This window comes from Halalkalibacter alkaliphilus (genome assembly GCF_023555415.1).
Lineage (GTDB): Bacteria > Bacillota > Bacilli > Bacillales > Bacillaceae_D > Halalkalibacter > Halalkalibacter alkaliphilus.
This window is the reverse complement of sequence record NZ_JAKRYL010000002.1, coordinates 116,556-135,208: the sequence shown is the minus strand read 5'-3', so window position 1 is coordinate 135,208 and position 18,653 is coordinate 116,556. Positions and strand designations below refer to the sequence as shown.

Below are 18,653 nucleotides of genomic sequence, written 5' to 3'. Positions count from 1 at the left end.
ATCTTACAACGGTCCAGAAATACCTTGTTTACGGATCATATAGAAGTGAGCCGCAAGTAAACCAAGCAATGCTGCTGGTAAGAAGAAGACGTGGATTGCAAAGAAACGAGCAAGTGTAGCAGCACCAATAATTTCACCGCCGGCAAGCAACGTTTTTGTAAATCCACCAACAATCGGTACACTTTCAGCAATTTGAAGTACAACCGCTGTTGCGAAGTATGCCTTCATATCCCAAGGTAATAAGTAACCCGTTACTCCTAATGCAAGCATAACAAAGAAAATAAGGACACCAACTACCCAGTTTAATTCACGAGGCTTCTTGTACGATCCCGTAAAGAAGACACGCAATGTGTGTAGAAACATCATAACAATAACTAAACTTGCGCCCCAGTGGTGCATACCACGAACGATCACACCGAAAGCGACTTCATTTTGTAAGTATGCTACTGATTGATAAGCGTTGACAATATCTGGTACATAATACATTGTTAAAAACATTCCAGATAAAATCTGAATTACTGTAATAAAGAATGTTAATCCTCCGAAACAGTACACGAACGCAGAGAAGTGGTGAGCCGGGTTAACATGCTCTGGTACTTCATGATCGGCAATATCGCGCCACATTGGCGTAATATCGAGACGCTCATCAACGTAGTCGTAAATTTTTTGAAGCATCAATTACGCCCCTCCTTATGTTCGCTGATTAATTTGACCTAAGTATACTTTTCCATCTTCCACTACAACATCATAAGCGTCTAGCGGACGTTGTGGAGGTGTACCCGGAACGTTAATACCATCTCTATCGAACCTTCCGAAATGACATGGACAATAAAATTCATCCGGCTCTTGCGTTCCATATGCTACTGTACAACCTAAATGCGTACACGTCGGTGATAAAGCTGTAACCGAATTATCACGAATGTAGATGAATGCTTCACGAGTTACTTCTGATTCATACCATGCATCAACTTGTTCAAATGAGAATCTGAACGTTTGTGGCTCTTCCGTTAGTTCGTCCACATCACATACATAAATCAGGTCTGACTCCGCACCAGCTTTTAGCGCAGGATCAAGCGCAAATCGAGCCATTGGCATTAACATACCTGCTGCCATAAAGCCACCAACACCTGTAAGTGTGTATGTTAAAAATTGTCGCCGTGAAACTCTGTGGTCTTTTTCACTCACTTGTTTTCCCCCCCTTACACAATAAGGTAAACCCAAAATTGGGCACAAAATAAGCACATATTATACTAGGACATACCCATGATAATACAACACGAATGAATTCGCAACATTTTCCGCATTCTGGCACAAATTCGGCATAATTTCATGGGCATATGTGTGAAAAGCATCATTGACTATCATAACAGATTCTGATTTTTTATCAAAACTTGTCTATAAAAAAATCAAAAAAGAGGTTATCCCAAAGGTGAATTTTGACCTTTTCGGATAACCCTGAAGCAATGTGCGAAAGTTGCTACATCTTTTAAAAACCTTGAGAAGAGTGGATTTCTTCCTATCAAGAAGCGTAGCGACCGGAGCCATTGACACCTCCGTACCGGATTTTGAAAGCAAACCATTGTTTACATAAAGACGAAAGAAATCAGCTTACTTATTTTGCCACTGATTCGTTAAGATCGGAATAAGTTGCTTCATTTGATCACTAATAACATCTTTCTTATAAGTCACATCCATATGTTCAAGAGGAATCGTTGGCATCCACAATAACATCCCATCTAATTCTCCTTCGACCGTTTTCCACTCACCGTCGGAAGTCAAGAATACAATATGGTTGATTCCTCCCGCTCGCAATTCTTCTTGCCACTCAGATAGTCTCTCGAGACGTTTGTCAAACTTCTCTGATTTCAAATAAGCAAATGATGGGAATTGAACAACCCTGCCATGAAATTGCTTTTCTACTTCACCTGTGATAATTGAAATAAATTCGCCCATCGCTACCGTTTGTTTTACTTCTTTTTGCCAAGATAACGGTATTAGCGGAATGATCGCTGTATCAACGTATTCTTTTGCTTGTAAATATGTATCCATTTCAGTTGCTTGCCATTTCATATGTACACACCTTCCACATTCAACACACAATTTGTTAAATTACCTTTTTTACAATCTAAGTATATAGTACCTTACTGTATGCGAAAATTAAAGTCACTAAAGAGGTACGGATTTGGGTAGGATTTCACCTTTCTGCACTCTCTAGGCAATGTTGTGGGACCTTTGCCTTTGGTTTGAGAAATGTCTCTCACCTAAAAAAGTCTTCTATGAGAGGGTTTCTCATAGAAGACACGTAACGTGCGGAGCCATTGCTACTAATACGCAGCCACTAGAAAAAGGTCTGTGATTACTTTTTTGTAACCTTGAGTCACCCTCGTCCTTAGCTTTCTTCTAATTGCTTAAGTTCCAGCACTAAATGTTTAAAACGTTCCTGATCCTGTTCATCAAGTGCACGGTCAATGTCTGATAATAATTGTTCCTTTTTAAAAGACTTTAATGCACGGTCTAATATCCATTCCGTCTCTTTCTGAAAAGCGACTGCAAGTTCTAAATTCTCGGGAATATGCGGGTTGTCTTCTAAAACAACTAGGTACGGTGGGTATTGTCTAGCTCCAGTAAAATGAAGTTCGATATAAATGTCCTCCGTTTGATTTAAACGAATATCGTGGAAAGCTTTTTCTGCATCAGTTGTAACGTGCTTTTCTTTATGAAAAGAGAACGGGATACTGTCTACTCCCTTTGCTGAGATTATCAACGCTTTTGGAGTATGCGCAGCCTGTTCAACAAAATGCACTCTTTCCATTAACTCATCATCACTCATTAAATAATTCAGCAGCCATGCACATTCACGCCTTTTTAATTCAAACTGTTGCAAAAAGGTCTTTAGAAACTCCTTCTTATCTACAACTGGAATGATGTTGCCCACGCTTCACCCCTCCTTACATCCTTCTCACTCATCACTATTCATTTGATGGATTGTATGATGTTAGTATTCGCTAAATTCTTTGAATTTCCTTTCAGAAATCGAAATTCCTATAAATTTTCAAGTAATTCAACAATATCTTCTCTATCGGGTTGATATTCAATTACTTTTTTAAATTTTGGAATGGCTTGATCTCTCATCCCGAATTCAAGTAAGAAATACCCGTATTCCTCTAAGAAGTCTATATCGTCTTTGTAAACTTCCTCAATTTCTCGGTACCTTTCATATGCCTTCTCATAATTATCTTGTTCTTTTAAAGCTGTTGCCCCGTACCAAGTGTAGAGTGAGTCTTCTTCACCATATTCGCGCATATGCTCCATGAGTTCAAGTAATTCCTCATATGATTCTGTATGCTTAAGATAGGCGGCGAGTGTTTGGACTGCTTCTACATTTGATGGGTTAAGAGCAATCACTTTTCGTAAGAGAGTCTCACCTTCAACAGGGTTTTGTTTCTTGAAGCTCAATTTTCCTGCATGGATATAAAGTGATTCATTAAATTCATCAATCTTCATCCCACGCTCTAATGTTTCAAATGCATCATCAAGCCTTCCTTCAGCCTCATACGCTTTTGCCAAGTAAGGATATAGGCTTGAGTAATCAGGATCAAGAGCCATCAGTGCTTCCAACTGTTCGATAGCTAAAATCATATCCCCTACCTGAAAAGCCGTAAATCCGTAGCCAAAAAGAGCATTAGGATCAAGATGATTTTTCAACCCTCTTTCGTAATATTCTAACGCATCCTCAAATTGACCGCTAGCACTGTATGCATCTGCTAATAGCAGTTCAACATGGACATTCGGTAACCGTTCGCTTGCATGAACTGCTTTTTTTAAATAAGGAATGCTTTTTATGTAGTCCCCACGTTCTAAATAAAATTCCCCAAGCCCATAAGAAATAATCGTCTCATTAGGAGCGGCCTGTGCTGCTAAAAGCAACTTCTGTTCTGCCACTTCATCAAGAGATTGCATTTGATATAAATCAGCTAATAGTAGCTGTGCTTGCAAAAAAGCCGGATCCTCTTGCTTTATTTCTAACAACATTTCAATGGCTTCGTCTTCCTCGTCCATATCAATTAATAGTTCGGCTGCAAATGCATAAAGACTTCCTTCATCAGGATATAACATTAACAACTCATCAATTATTTTTTTCGCTTTCTCCACATGTCCTAATTCGTGATACAATTCAGCAATATCATGCTTTAATTGATGATCAGCATTTTTCTCAAGTTTTGCTAACTGCTCTAATCCGTGCTCTACGCTTCCGCTTTCAATCGCACTTATTGCCTGTTCAAGTACATTCATTTTATATCCCCCATTATAATCACCAGCTTACGTACATTCTTTCGACATTTATAATTTATACCCTTTTAAAAAAAGAAGAAACCATCATCCAAAGAATGACGGTAATGTAATCACTAAAGAATTTATCACAAGTAATTTTCTTGTTGATATACATCAGCTGATACATCTTGCAATGACATGAACCTCCCTGGCCGAATCACTTCAATGAGACGCCCGTAGCCTGGTTTTAGGGAAATTGTTTCATACGTTTTAACAATTTCACCTTTTAAAACAACTACAACAGGTTCTTTTTTATAATAAACAATCCCGTCTCCTCGTGCAACTTTTTGGTCGATTGAATGAATCTGATCTTCTCTTTCATCAATAAATAATAGATAATCAGCATCACTGCCTTGAAGCATTGTACCTTTGTTTGGGTACAGCCCAACTTTTTGTAACAAAGGCTTCTTCCAACATGCAAGTACTTCTAATGGATCTGTTGTGTGAATTTGAAAGAGCGAGCAATAAGCCATCCATTCCTTTAACAATGCAGCTTCTAATCGATCTGATGAAGGAGTTATAATCGGAATAAGCACAGTTGGATAGGTTAGCAATGTCTGGGATATATGTGTCCAAGGTATGGTTTTCAACTGTTGAAACGACTGAATTTCCACTCTTACAAATGGAATACGGAACTGTTGAAACACTCGAAGGACTGCTGGACGCAATAATGAAATGGGAATAGTCATGCCAACAACATAATCTAATGTGCTACTTGCCATTGCATGTTTGGCTCGCTTAAAAACCGCTTCAATTTCTCGTTCATATTGTACACTAGGAGCAACAGCCACTCCCGTGCATCCTTTTTTAATAAGATAGCTCTGTCTGTCTTGAAACTCCTGAAAATCTTTAGAAGCAAGAAGTTCGTCATCGTACATAATACGACCATTTGTCATCAAAACCCCTGACATGTTTACCCTTTGTTTGTTCCATTTATCAAAAGAAGATGTGACATAATTAATTTGACCGTTCTCTATTAAATAAGACCGTATTTGATTTCGTTCTTCATCCATTTTTGTAACCTTGTCTAATAAATACATCACCATTCCTCCTACAATGACTAGATATAGACAAGCTATGACCGAAAACGAAAAAAGAGAACTGCAACACTTCTTTTTTTTATATATTTGAATGTCAGAATTTTTTAATATTGTATTGACATTGGTTTATTTCTGTATATAATAAAAGTAAGCGTATGGTTTCTCTCCACTCCTATCCATACAATTTTTAGCTTATTGCTAAGCCCTCATTTTGAAAACGCTTACGTTTTCGGATGAGGATTTTTTTTGCTTTTTAGAAGTCTTGTACTTCGATATATTTTAATGATGCACGTTTCTTACCTCTTCTCGCGCCGTTTTTCCTTCATCTCCCTTATGACGCTCTTTTCTTTGCTCTTCTCATGTCGTTTTGTCCTTCATCACTTTTTTCTTCTACAACCTCTTCTAAACCAGAAATCATGATTCAACACAAAATGACGTATGATGGAACCATACGTCATTCGATCGATCGTTATACTAAATTAAGACCTAACTACTTACCTTGCTGAAGCTGTTTAATATGATCAAAAAAGTTCGGGTACGAAACAGCGATTGAATCACTTCGACTTATTTCAACATCTCCATCAGTAATAAGACCTGCAACAGCTAAAGCCATTCCAATTCGATGATCACCGAAACTACTTACGGATGCACCGTTCAAAGAGCTTGGACCTTCGATAATCATTCCATCATCAGTCGCCTGAATCTTTGCACCTAACTTTGTCAGTTCACTTACAACCGTATCGATTCGATTGGTTTCTTTTACTTTTAACTCTTCCGCATCACGGATTACTGTTTTCCCTTCTGCTTGGGTTGCTAAGACAGCAATAACAGGAATTTCATCAATTAGTCTTGGGATTAGGTCTCCCCCGATTTCAATTCCTTTCAATGATGATGTAGAAATTGTAATATCAGCTATTGGTTCGCCACCAACAACTCTTTCGTTCTGAACCGTCATGCTTGCACCCATTTGCTCTAACACATCAACTATACCCGAACGTGTAGGATTCATGCCCACACCTTCGATTGTAATATTACTGTTTGGAACAATTGCAGCAGCAACTAAGAAAAATGCTGCTGATGAAATATCACCAGGTACAACGATGTGTTGAGCTTTTAACGTTTGACCTCCTTCAACAGAGACCGTTAATCCATCGCGCTTCACATGAACTCCATAAGCCTCAAGCATTCTTTCCGTATGATCTCGAGATAAGGCTGGTTCAGTTACGGATGTAACACCTTCACTTTGCAATCCAGCCAATAATATAGCAGATTTCACCTGTGCACTTGCCACTTTTGATTGATACTGGATTCCTTTTGTAGCCCCTCCTCGAATGGAAAGCGGTGTGAAGTTCCCCTTTTGACGTCCATCAATAACAGAACCCATTTCACGTAATGGGGCAGTAACACGGGCCATTGGACGTTTCGCTATTGAATCGTCTCCAATAATTACAGAATGGAAAGGTCTTGTTGCTAAAATACCTAACATTAGGCGAGTAGTTGTTCCTGAATTTCCAACATCAAGTATTTCAGTTGGTTCTGCTAGTCCATCCCAACCTTTTCCCTCAATCGTAACTTTTTCTCCTTCTTGTTTAATAGTAACTCCTAACTTACGAAAGCAAGAGATCGTACTTAAACAATCCTCCCCTGGCAAAAATCCTTCCACTGTTGTTGTTCCTTCAGCGATCGCCCCAAACATAACAGCACGATGGGAGATCGACTTATCCCCAGGAACTTGAATGGTTCCATTTAACCCTACATGTGAATGTTTCACAATAGCAGTACTCATCATATTCCTCCTAAAAAATCTTCAAATTTTCGCAATTTATAAAATGTACGTATCATACATCTCTTGTTGAAGATGTATTTGAGCTCGCTCACGATCTTCTTCAGAACGAAAACTAAGCCTTAAAACCCCCATTATATCTTCGCGTGTTTCTAAAATACGAATATTCGTTAAACTTATTTGATGCTGAGCTAGTATCCCTGTAACATCGGAAATAACACCAGGGTGGTCAGGTACATCAACAAATAAATCGTAGAATGATGGGATTGCACCTTTTTTTCGAACTGGTAGTCCATCTCTAAAATCTTTTGCTTCTTGAAAATATGTAAATATAGCTTCTCCACTTTCTTCTTCAATCAATGCCTTCACACATTCCATTTCGCGAGTCCAACCTTCAAGCAGCTGCAATAAACTATCCTTATTATGTAATAGGATGTCTCTCCACATCGCAGGATTAGATGAAGCAATACGTGTAATATCCCTAAAACCTCCTGCAGCTAATCGCGAAACAAGTGGATCTTCCCCTTCAATTTTGGCAATTTGATGGACGAGACTCGCTGCGATAACGTGAGGGAAATGACTAATAGCTCCCGCTAAACGATCATGCTGCTCAGCTGATAATTCAATAAAAGTTGCTTTCGTTCCTTTCAACCAATTTTGTAATTGAATGACGGCACGAACATCGGTTCCTTCTGCTGGCGTTAAAATATAAAAGGCATTCTCAAATAAATGGGATCTTGCTGCCTCTACACCACTTTTATGCGAACCGGCCATTGGATGACCACCGATAAACGTCACCTTTTTATCCTGTAGATGTTTTGCTTTTCCGACAATACGTACTTTCGTGCTTCCAACATCGGTGACAATCGCTCCAGTTTTCAATGAAAACTGTGCAATCTCTTCTACTAACTGCTCCGTTTTTAAAACCGGTGTAGCGAAAATGATTAAGTCCGCTCCCTCAACCCCTTCTCTTAATGAAGTGGCCGCTTCATCAATGACTTTTAATGATAACGCTACTTTTAACTGTTCTCCTGAAATATCGTAGCCCCGAATATGAACATCGTGTTCCTTTCTTATTGCAAGCGCGATAGAACCACCAATGAGTCCAAGTCCTACGACAAATACCGTTCGCTTCATGCTGTGCTCCCTTCCCTGTGTTAAGAAAAAAACGCCCTTCATTAAAAAGCCACAAAAAAAGGTACAAACCAACCTTTTTCAAATGCATGGAATAAGCCGCAATGGCCCGATACGATAAACCCGCTCATAGCATTTTAGGTATGAGACACTTCTCTATAGCAACGGCGCGCCACATTGCTTCGAGGGCACTGAAAAAGAAAAATGCCTTTTTCAGTGCCCTCATTAATCATGAAAGACGATTTCCCTTCAACTTCTTATTGTCCGACTGGTTTTGTAGCTAACATTTCTTCTAAAACAGCGAACAACTCTTTATTCTCTTCTTCGGTTCCAATAGTAATCCGGACGCAAGTTGGGAAACCAAGTGCCTGTCCTGATCGAACGATGAACCCTTTCTTTAGCAAGAAGTCAAAGATCTCATCACCCGGTCGATTAAAATCAATTAAGATAAAATTCGTTTGCGATGGGTAATATTTTAAACCATGCTGTTTGCAAAACTGCTCAAACTGTTTCAAAGCCTCTGTATTTTTTTCAACACATGTTGAGATAAATGCATCATCTTCAAGCGCGGCAACAGCTGCTGCATGAGCAAAAGTCGTATTGTTAAATGGCGGTCTTACAGGGTCAATGAGAGAGATAAGCGCTGGATTAGCGACTCCATAACCAATTCGTAATGCAGCTAAACCGTATGCCTTTGAAAATGTACGTAACACCATTAAATTATCGTACTTTTTCAATAACGGCAAAGTTTCTGGGTAGTCACTAGCCGTAACATACTCATAATAAGCTTCGTCTGAAACAACAAGAACATGTGAAGGGACACGCTCTAAAAAGCTCACAAACGCTTTTTCATCAACATATGTACCTGAAGGATTGTTAGGGTTACATACCCAAACAATTCGAGTATTTTCATCTATCGCATCTAGCATTGCATCCAAATCATGAACACCATCAACAGAAGGCACTTCTCGAACTTCAGCACCTTCGATCGTTGCGTTTAGCTTATACTGCGAAAACGTAGGGTCAGCTGTGACGGTATTTGTTTCAGGTGATAAAAATGCACGACATAAAAATTGAATAACTTCGTCCGAACCGTTCCCAAACACAAGTTGATTCCCATCAACACCAATTTTAGCTGCAACCTTTTCTCTAATCACTGCTGCATATCCATCTGGATAAATCGCTGTTTGTGACGCTGCTTCTTGAATCGCTTTTGCAGCTTTCGGTGAAGCTCCATATGGATTTTCATTTGAAGCAAGCTTCACAACTTTCGTTAATCCTAATTCTCTTTTTACTTCCTCTATAGGTTTGCCTGGCTTATACGAAGGTAAACCGTGTAATTGTGGTTTTGCTTTCATGATAGCACCTCATCTTATAAAAATATGCATCTATCTATTATGTTACGACGAAATGAGCGAAGTGACAAACTTTTTTATTTCCTGAAGTGCTGCTGGTCTTGTTTCCTTATTTCGCAATGCCTCTTCCTGTTCTCCAATAACAGAGACTAGGGCACTTCCAACTACAACTCCATCAGCATGTTGCGTCATTGCTTTCACTTGCTCATTCGAAGAAATTCCGAACCCAACTGCCGTTGGAATCCTGCTAGCTTCACGTACAGTTTTTAAAAAGTCATATACTCGTGGATCTAGTTCATTCCGAACACCTGTTACTCCTAATGAAGATACGCAGTATAAAAACCCTTTTGCTCGTTCTGCAATCTTTATCATTCGTTGCTTAGAAGTTGGAGCAACGAGCGAGATGAGAGATAAATGATTCTCTTCACAAAGTTTATCTAAATGCTCACTTTCTTCAAAAGGAAGATCTGGTACTAACAATCCATCAATACCTAGCTCCGCTGCTTCATTTACAAACCGTTCTTCCCCGTACTGCAACAATGGATTAAAGTAAGTAAAAATAATTACAGGGATCGTTAACCCACGCTTTCTCATTTCAGGGACAAGTTTTAAGGCCGCTTCTAAAGACATGCCTCCTTTTAAGGAACGCTTTGATGCAGCTTGAATCGTTGGTCCATCAGCGAGAGGGTCTGAATACGGAATTCCTAACTCTAAAATACTAGCTCCAGCTTCTTCTAATGTTAGAGCTATTTCGATTGTTGCATCAGCTGATGGATCACCAGCTGTAATAAACGGAATAAACAATGATTGATCGGTACTTGTAGCTATTTCCATTCGCTTATTCGCCATTTGAATCACCTCTAAAATGCTTCATTAATGTGTGAACATCTTTGTCTCCTCTGCCTGATAAGCAAACGAGAATAGAGTCATCTGGCGTCAACTCTTTTGCACGTTCAAATGCTTTTGCTAAAGCATGCGCTGATTCAATTGCAGGTATGATACCTTCTGTTTCAGATAACAACTTTAATGCATCTAACGCTTGTTGATCAGTAACTGCTTCATAAGACACTCGTCCACTACTCGCTAAGTAGGCATGCTCTGGACCTACACCAGGATAATCAAGACCAGCAGAAATGGAATACGGTTCTGTAATTTGCCCTGCTTCATCCTGTAATAAATAAGTAAGTGACCCGTGTATAACTCCCTTTCTTCCATGAGTCATTGTTGCAGCATGTTTATCCGATTCCACCCCTAAGCCCGCAGCTTCAACTCCTATTAATTTAACTGTATCTTCAAGAAACGGATAAAACATCCCAATCGCATTACTTCCACCACCGACACATGCAATAATTTCTGTCGGCAGCTGACCAACTCTTTCTACAAACTGCTTTTTCGCCTCGTCTCCAATAATACGTTGAAAATCGCGAACCATCTTCGGATAAGGATGAGGTCCTACAACGGAACCAATTAAATAAAATGTGTCCTCCGCGTTTGCTACCCAATAACGAATGGCTTCATTTGTTGCGTCTTTTAAAGTTTGGCTGCCTGAAGTTGCAGGCACGACTTCTGCGCCTAGTAATTCCATCCGGAAAACATTTAGAGCCTGTCTCTCCATATCTTCTGCACCCATAAACACTTTACAATCAAGTCCAAATTTTGCTGCAATGGTCGCAGATGCAACCCCATGCTGCCCTGCACCTGTCTCTGCAACGATTTTCGTCTTCCCCATTTTTTTGGCTAGCAACGCCTGACCCATCGCATTATTAAGCTTATGTGCCCCCGTATGTAAGAGGTCTTCGCGTTTTAAATAAATTTTGGCTCCTCCTAATGATTGAGTCAAATTTTCTGCATACGATAAAGCCGTCGGTCTACCTGCATATTCTTGTAAATGAGTAAGGTACTCTTTAGCAAAAGATTCATCTGCACTTGCTTCATCTAAAGCCTGTTCTAGTTCTTCAATGACACTCATTAAGGTTTCCGGAACATACTTCCCACCGAAATCACCGAAGCGTCCTCGTTTATCTGGGTACGTTGTGGTCATATCGCTTCATCCTTTCTTCTAGCTGCCTAATAAGATCCCTAGACTTCTTTCCATTTTCTTCAATACCACTTGAAACATCGACTCCATCTGGCCGATATTGTAAAACTTTTTCGACATTTTCTGGGCGGATTCCTCCAGCAATGAAAACCGGAACACCTTGTCTTTTCCCTTCTTCTAAATATAAAGGGATGTAGTCCCAATCAAATGATACGCCCGTTCCTCCCCACTGGTCCCCCACCTTACAGTCAACGATATAACCTGAGACGATCCCTTCATAACTTTGCATGAGTTTGATCGCATCTTGATGATGATGAATGGCTTTCCAAATTGGGATGTCAATTTGTTCTTTAAGTTCTTTTACTTCTTCTGCAGATTCATTGCCATGGCATTGAATCACATCAAGCGGGAGGTCTTGAATTGACTCTAAAATTGACATTACAGATTCATTGACAAAAAGGGCGACGAGTTTTTTATTGTTCTTGCTTTCATGCTCATGTAGCCACTCTAATACTTGTTCGCGGACAACCTGCCTTTTGCTCTTCGCAAACACAAATCCAATATAATCTGCACTACTAGCCAGTGTTACTGTCGTATCATGAGCGGAGTGATTTCCACACAATTTAAGAAGAGGCTGCAATGGCTTCTCCTCCAAACAACGTTGCAATTCCTTTTTCTGGCGACTCAGCTCTCATTAATGATTCTCCAACTAGTACACCAGCTGCTCCTGCTTTTTTAACTCGTTTAATATCGTCACTTGTGTGAATGCCGCTTTCGCTAACAAATAAACTACCTTCAGGAATAAGTGTAGCCATGTCTTCCGTTTGGGTTAAGGATGTTTCAAACGTTTTTAAATTACGATTATTAACGCCAATGATCTTCGGAGCAAAACAAGAAAGGAGTTCTTCTAATTCTTCTTTCGCATGAACTTCGACTAAACATTCTAGTCCAATGCTATAGGCGTAATCATATAATTCTTTTAATTCTTTAATTGGAACTGTACCTACAATAAGTAGCATCGCATCTGCACCGATATTCCGAGTTTCTTCTACTTGTTTTTTATCAATAATAAAATCTTTTCTCATCACAGGTAGATGTACTTCTTTTTTTATAGCAGAAAGATAATCACGGTGTCCTTTGAAATAGGTAACATCCGTTAACACAGAAATTGCATCTGCTCCGCCTTTTTCATACCCTTTAGCAATCTCTACGGGATTAAAATCCTCACAAATAATTCCTTTTGAAGGAGACGCCTTCTTTACTTCTGCAATTAGACCCGTGGAACGATTTGAATTGTTTAAAGCTTTGTATAATGAGAAGTGTGGTACTTCCGTATATTCAGGCATGATTAATTGCTCAATTTCTTCACGTTTCGTTTCTAATATTTTCTCAAGCATATTGCTGTTTCTCCTTTTGAAGTGATTGATAGTGACGATACACCTTACCTGATTCAATGGCGTTTTGTACTTCTTTCACACCTTCTTGAATGGAATTCACCCGATTGGTCGTATATAGCGCAGCAGCGGCATTAAACGTGACAATTCCGTGAGCCGAAGTGTTTGCTTCCCCTCTTAAGATCTCTTTAATCAGTAAGGCACTTTCCTGAGGTGTTCGTACTTGAATATCCTCCAAACTTCCTCTCTTCAAGCCAACATCTTCAGGTGAAATGGTATAAATTTTTTGTTCGTCTCCATTTATCTCAATAACATTTGACTCCGTTGTGATTGATAATTCGTCCAAGCCTTCCCCACCGGTTACGAGTAATGTCTTAGTTGTCCCCAACCTTACTAGTGTGTCGGCTAATTTCTTTGCAAATTCATGGTCGTACACACCAATTAGCTGATGCTTTGCTCCAGCTGGATTAGTTATAGGTCCCAACAAATTAAAAATTGTTCGAAATCCAATTTCCTTTCTAGGTGTAACTGCATGCTTCATTGATTGATGATAAAGCGGTGCAAATAAAAAGCAAAGATTGGAATTTAACAGAGCACTTCTCGCTTCTTCCTTATTATGTTGGGTTGGAATAGAAAGCTCCTCTAATACATCTGCACTTCCACTCTTGGAAGAAACCGCACGATTTCCATGCTTAGCAACTGGAACGCCCATAGCAGATAAAACAATCGCAGAAGCAGTTGAAATATTAAATGTACTTAGATCGTCTCCACCTGTTCCACATGTATCAACTACTGGAATATCATCTGTTTCTAAGCGAAGAGAATGCGCCCGCATCGCTTTAGCAAATCCTGTCATTTCATCAACTGTTTCCCCGCGAAAACGCATGAGCGTTAAAAGGCTCGCAATTTGACTAGGAGTTGCAGCTCCTTGCATAATTTCATTCATTGCTTTCTCTGCTTCTGCTTCTGTCATTGTGTGTCCATCCATGCATGAACGTAGAATATCTTTAAGCATGAGTGGTTACCCCCTTTTCCCCGAACATTTTTTCAGCTAATTGTACAGCTCGAATGAGTGCTTTCGCCTTATTTTGCGTTTCCTCATATTCTTTCTCTGGTACGGAATCAGCAACAATTCCCGCTCCTGCTTGTATATATGCCTTTTTATTTTTAATAACCATTGTTCGAATCGCAATACATGAATCGATGTTGCCATCGTAACCAAGATAACCAATTGCCCCTGCATATACGCCTCTTTTCGTTGGCTCTAGCTCCTGTAATATTTCCATTGCGCGAATTTTCGGTGCTCCTGAAACAGTGCCTGCTGGAAAAGATGCCATTAATGCTTCTAACGGCTTTGTCCCTTGTCGAAGTCGTCCAGTTACTTTCGAAACAATATGCATAACATGTGAGAATCGTTCAATCGAAAGCATTGTAGGTGTTTTAACAGATCCATATTCAGCAATTCGCCCGACATCATTCCTAGCTAAGTCAACAAGCATATAATGTTCAGCACGTTCTTTTTCATCTGCTAATAAATCCTCCGCGAGTTGTTGATCCTCTTTTTCATTTTGACCTCTTTTTCTCGTTCCAGCGATAGGATGAATTTCTACATGACCATCCTGCACTTGAACAAGTCTTTCTGGAGAACTTCCTACTACTTCCATCTCATCAAACTTTAAATAGAACAAGTAAGGGGACGGATTCACCATTCTTAGTACGCGATATACTTCAAGTGCAGAAGCCGACACACTCATCTCAAATCGCTGTGAAAGTACTGTTTGAAAAACATCTCCAGCTAAAATGTAATCCTTTATTTTCTTTACATCTGACAAAAATGCTTCCTTTTCATAGTTCGAAGTAACATTCTCAAAAGACACTTCTTCATCCGTTTTTGGAACGTTTTTTAACATTAGTGCATTAACCGGTTGTTCTAATAGCGAAGAGATTCGCTTTATTTCTGCTCTTGCAGAATGATACGTAGTAACTAATGATTCTTCTTTGTTAGGTCTAGCATGAACTAATACGGATAATTCTTTATTTTGATGATCATAGGCAATTAATGTTTGACAAAATAAAAATTGATAATGAGCTAACCTTTCTTCGCTACTTGTAGCAAGTGTTGGTTCAATCGTCTCAATTGCATCATAGCTCATATAGCCTACCGCGCCACCGCGAAAAGGAATTGGTATATCTAACGGTTGAACGTTAAGAAAATTCATCGTTTCATCAAACGCTTCTTGAAATGACTGTTTCTCAAGAACAATTTCACGATGCTTTGAATACGTGCGATAAACGCCTTTCTCCTCAATTAATTCAAACATAGGGTTTAACCCTATAAAGGAGTATCTAGACCACGAAGACTGCTCATCCTTACTTTCTAGTAAAAATGACACTTGATCACCTAATTGATGGACAATCTGTACTGGAGTTAAGCCGTCAGCAAAAAAACGTTCAAAAACAGGGATGGTATTAAATGCTTCAGCTGCTTTTTCAAATTCTAAAAAAGTTGGGGTTATCATTTGCAATCACTCCTTAATGGGAATGAATGAAATGAGTGGGAGGGGTGTGGGGTATATCCAGCCAAATTATCTAAATGTGTACTTTAGATTCGGCTCTTTTATAAAATTAAAACCTCCTAAACAAAGCGTTTAGGAGGATTATAGATAAACGTATCCCTCAACTAAACTCAGCTCTCCTCAACTCAATCTCATTCTCTACTAAACTAAATATTCATTCTTTTTAACGTAAAACATTACTAAACTAGGCTCGAAGAAAATCATTTCTTCATCTCATCTGCCCCTAGTCTAACGTTTTCTTAATCATTCGTCAAGGTTAAATCCGGTCGTAACTTCGTTGCTTCTCGCAAATAAGCATGTGCGATCTCTTCTTGAGCAACGTCTGTATTGACTGTCATTAATACTCGAATGCAAAGCGGCAGGCTCCCAGGAACAGGAATTTCCTGTGCACAAACAACTGGTACGTATGACCAGCCGTCAAATTCCCTTAATACTTTAGCAGGAAAAGCAGCTGTCACATCCTCGGTGACTGTAAAAAGTACTTGTGCTACACTTTTAGGATCGATGTTATTTGTCGAAATTAAGACTTGTACAAGTTCTTTTGATGCTTCAACAATCTCGTTCTCCGTATTTGAATCAATTGTAATAGCTCCACGTATTCCTCTAACCATTTATCTCCACCTCCATCTGTTCAACTAGTAACTGTTCAATGGTATTAGGTGGAACTTCGATTAATATCGCCTCTTCGATCTTTCGCAAAAGAACCATTCGAATCGTTCCAGCTTCTGCCTTCTTATCATTTTGCATCTTCGTTACGAGCCTAGAAACTTGCAATTGGTTTGATATTTTCGTATTATAACCTAGTTGTTTAAACCATTCTTCATATCTTTTTACGTCTAAGTCTACTTCAAAAATTTGTTCACTTAGTTTCAAAGCAAAAATCATCCCAATAGCTACAGCTTCTCCATGTGTTACAACTCCATAGCCTGATTCTGACTCGATCGCATGAGCCAGAGTGTGCCCGAAATTTAGATAGGCTCGAACACCAGATTCTAACTCATCCTCTGCAACAATATTCGCTTTAACAGCTAGGGATTTCTCTAGCATTTGATTAACTAACTCTACAGGAAGTTCCTCAAACGAAGTAACTTCTTCTTGTAACCAATTTAAAAATGTATGATTACGAATAAATCCATGCTTAATCACTTCAGCAAACCCAGAACGCCATTCTTTTTCTGGCAGCGAATAAAGAGCTTCTGTATCATAAAAGACTGCCTCAGGTTGATGGAAGCTCCCTACCATATTTTTTCCAAGTGGATGGTTAATTGCCACTTTGCCTCCAACACTGCTATCATGTGCTAACAACGTAGTCGGCACTTGAACAAAGCGGATGCCACGCATATACGTAGAAGCTACAAACCCAGCTAAATCGCCAACAACTCCACCACCTAATGCGACAATAACAGATTTCCTGTCTAATCCACTTTCTAAAGCCTTAGTCATAACCTGTTCATAAACTTCAAATGATTTGGATGCTTCTCCGCTTTTTATTACCGTTGTGTAAATAGGAAGCTTCTCATGAAAGCTTCCTACTACATCATCTAAATAAAGCGGTGCGACAGATGAATCCGTAATGACAAGTACAGATGACACATGACTCTCCATAATCGAATCCATCATTTCGCCTATCTTTGAACGTAATCCAGTATTGATAAAAACTTTATACGCTTTTGACTTCGCTTCAATTAGAACGTGATTCATTAAAACTCCCTCGCTTTAGCCTGATGACGTTCTACATTTTCTTGAATCGTACCGATTTGATCGTGACCGAACGTTTCAAGTAACGCATTGGCAATTTCCCAAGCGATTACTGACTCAGCGACAACAGAAGCAGCTGGAACTGCACAACTATCAGAGCGTTCAATACTTGCTTCAAATGGCTCTTTCGTTTCAATATCTACACTTTGAAGTGGTTTATATAATGTAGGAATTGGTTTCATAACACCACGTACAACAATTGGCATACCTGTTGTCATTCCACCTTCTAGCCCACCTAAGCGATTCGTTTTTCGACTATAACCATGTTCTTCGTCCCAAATGATTTCATCATGCACTTGACTTCCTGGTAAATGTGCAGCTTCAAAGCCAATTCCAATTTCGACTCCTTTAAAAGCATTAATACTCATAATCGCTGCAGCTAATTTACCATCAAGCTTACGATCATAATGAACGTGACTGCCTAACCCAACTGGAACATTTTCGACTACTACTTCCACAATACCCCCAATTGAGTCACCGTCTTTTTTGGCTGCGTCAATTGCTTCCATCATTTTCACGCTAGCTTCTTCATCTAAACAACGAACTTGTGATGCTTCTGAACGCTCCTGAAGATCTTCTACAGAATCATAGTGAACATTCTCTGCTTTTACTCCCCCGATTTCAAGAACATGTCCTCCTACTTTAATTCCAAAAGCTGCAAGGATCTTCTTCGCAACAGCACCTGCAGCCACACGCACGGTTGTTTCACGCGCTGATGAACGTTCTAATACATTACGCATATCACGGTGCCCATATTTTATCGCCCCATTTAAGTCAGCATGTCCAGGACGAGGGCGTGTTAATTTACGTTTCACTTCTTTTTCTTCTTCTTCACCAATCGGTTCTGCCCCCATAATTTTTGTCCAATGAGTCCAGTCTTTATTCTCTACAACAAGAGCAATTGGTGCACCTGTTGTTTTACCGTGGCGAACTCCGCTTAAAATTTGAACTTGGTCCTTTTCAATTTGCATCCTTCTACCGCGTCCGTATCCTCCTTGTCTACGGGCTAAATCATTATTAATATCACTCGCTACTAACTCAAGTTGAGCAGGTACCCCTTCAATTATCGTCGTTAGTTGCGGGCCATGTGACTCACCAGCTGTTAAATATCTCATCTCGACTCCTCCAATTCCAACAACACTTTTCTCTTTATCGCTTTTATGCGTTAAATTATAACATAGTTTATAATGTGCTGTCTCAAAAAATTTAGACAATTTCGTTATTATTTAGACATTTTATCAAA

General features: G+C 39.4%; 18 protein-coding genes. All 18 read right to left on the bottom strand.

What is annotated here, in order from left to right; all coding sequences use genetic code 11:
• Window positions 1-3: 3 nt before the first annotated feature.
• Window positions 4-675 (bottom strand): menaquinol-cytochrome c reductase cytochrome b subunit, encoded by a 672-nt coding sequence (gene qcrB / locus MF646_RS02220; protein ID WP_034628475.1) that lies wholly within the window; start codon window positions 673-675, stop codon window positions 4-6.
• A 15-nt stretch (window positions 676-690) separates the two neighbouring features.
• Window positions 691-1,185 (bottom strand): Rieske (2Fe-2S) protein, encoded by a 495-nt coding sequence (locus tag MF646_RS02215; protein ID WP_250094859.1) that lies wholly within the window; start codon window positions 1,183-1,185, stop codon window positions 691-693.
• A gap of 423 nt (window positions 1,186-1,608) precedes the next feature.
• Window positions 1,609-2,070, bottom strand: coding sequence for a YpiF family protein (locus MF646_RS02210; RefSeq protein WP_250094858.1), 462 nt, complete (start codon window positions 2,068-2,070; stop codon window positions 1,609-1,611).
• A gap of 319 nt (window positions 2,071-2,389) precedes the next feature.
• Window positions 2,390-2,935, bottom strand: coding sequence for a ReoY family proteolytic degradation factor (locus MF646_RS02205; protein WP_250094857.1), 546 nt, complete (start codon window positions 2,933-2,935; stop codon window positions 2,390-2,392).
• Between the two features lie 107 nt (window positions 2,936-3,042).
• Entirely contained in the window at window positions 3,043-4,293 is a 1,251-nt protein-coding gene (locus MF646_RS02200; protein WP_250094856.1) for a tetratricopeptide repeat protein, read from the bottom strand.
• A gap of 125 nt (window positions 4,294-4,418) precedes the next feature.
• Window positions 4,419-5,372: a hypothetical protein gene (locus MF646_RS02195; RefSeq protein WP_250094855.1), complete on the bottom strand. Its 954-nt coding sequence runs from the start codon at window positions 5,370-5,372 to the stop codon at window positions 4,419-4,421.
• Between the two features lie 490 nt (window positions 5,373-5,862).
• Complete coding sequence (aroA, locus tag MF646_RS02190) at window positions 5,863-7,158, bottom strand: 3-phosphoshikimate 1-carboxyvinyltransferase (RefSeq protein WP_250094854.1); 1,296 nt, start codon at window positions 7,156-7,158, stop codon at window positions 5,863-5,865.
• A gap of 36 nt (window positions 7,159-7,194) precedes the next feature.
• Complete coding sequence (locus tag MF646_RS02185; RefSeq protein ID WP_250094853.1) at window positions 7,195-8,292, bottom strand: prephenate dehydrogenase; 1,098 nt, start codon at window positions 8,290-8,292, stop codon at window positions 7,195-7,197.
• 254 nt (window positions 8,293-8,546) lie between these two features.
• Window positions 8,547-9,647: a histidinol-phosphate transaminase gene (gene hisC / locus MF646_RS02180; protein WP_250094852.1), complete on the bottom strand. Its 1,101-nt coding sequence runs from the start codon at window positions 9,645-9,647 to the stop codon at window positions 8,547-8,549.
• A gap of 42 nt (window positions 9,648-9,689) precedes the next feature.
• Complete coding sequence (gene trpA / locus MF646_RS02175) at window positions 9,690-10,493, bottom strand: tryptophan synthase subunit alpha (protein ID WP_250094851.1); 804 nt, start codon at window positions 10,491-10,493, stop codon at window positions 9,690-9,692.
• Window positions 10,483-11,685, bottom strand: coding sequence for a tryptophan synthase subunit beta (gene trpB, locus MF646_RS02170; protein ID WP_250094850.1), 1,203 nt, complete (start codon window positions 11,683-11,685; stop codon window positions 10,483-10,485). Before trpB ends, trpA begins: the two co-directional genes overlap by 11 nt.
• Complete coding sequence (locus MF646_RS02165) at window positions 11,663-12,322, bottom strand: phosphoribosylanthranilate isomerase (protein WP_250094849.1); 660 nt, start codon at window positions 12,320-12,322, stop codon at window positions 11,663-11,665. The genes trpB and MF646_RS02165 overlap by 23 nt, the downstream gene beginning before the upstream one ends.
• Window positions 12,306-13,079, bottom strand: coding sequence for an indole-3-glycerol phosphate synthase TrpC (trpC, locus tag MF646_RS02160; RefSeq protein ID WP_250094848.1), 774 nt, complete (start codon window positions 13,077-13,079; stop codon window positions 12,306-12,308). The genes MF646_RS02165 and trpC overlap by 17 nt, the downstream gene beginning before the upstream one ends.
• Window positions 13,072-14,091: an anthranilate phosphoribosyltransferase gene (trpD, locus tag MF646_RS02155; RefSeq protein WP_250094847.1), complete on the bottom strand. Its 1,020-nt coding sequence runs from the start codon at window positions 14,089-14,091 to the stop codon at window positions 13,072-13,074. Before trpD ends, trpC begins: the two co-directional genes overlap by 8 nt.
• Entirely contained in the window at window positions 14,084-15,595 is a 1,512-nt protein-coding gene (gene trpE, locus MF646_RS02150) for an anthranilate synthase component I (RefSeq protein WP_250094846.1), read from the bottom strand. Before trpE ends, trpD begins: the two co-directional genes overlap by 8 nt.
• A 296-nt stretch (window positions 15,596-15,891) precedes the next feature.
• Window positions 15,892-16,263, bottom strand: coding sequence for a chorismate mutase (aroH, locus tag MF646_RS02145; RefSeq protein ID WP_250094845.1), 372 nt, complete (start codon window positions 16,261-16,263; stop codon window positions 15,892-15,894).
• Entirely contained in the window at window positions 16,256-17,353 is a 1,098-nt protein-coding gene (gene aroB / locus MF646_RS02140) for a 3-dehydroquinate synthase (protein WP_250094844.1), read from the bottom strand. The genes aroH and aroB overlap by 8 nt, the downstream gene beginning before the upstream one ends.
• On the bottom strand, window positions 17,353-18,525 hold the full coding sequence (aroC, locus tag MF646_RS02135) for a chorismate synthase (RefSeq protein ID WP_250094843.1): 1,173 nt from the start codon (window positions 18,523-18,525) through the stop codon (window positions 17,353-17,355). Before aroC ends, aroB begins: the two co-directional genes overlap by 1 nt.
• Window positions 18,526-18,653: the final 128 nt, after the last annotated feature.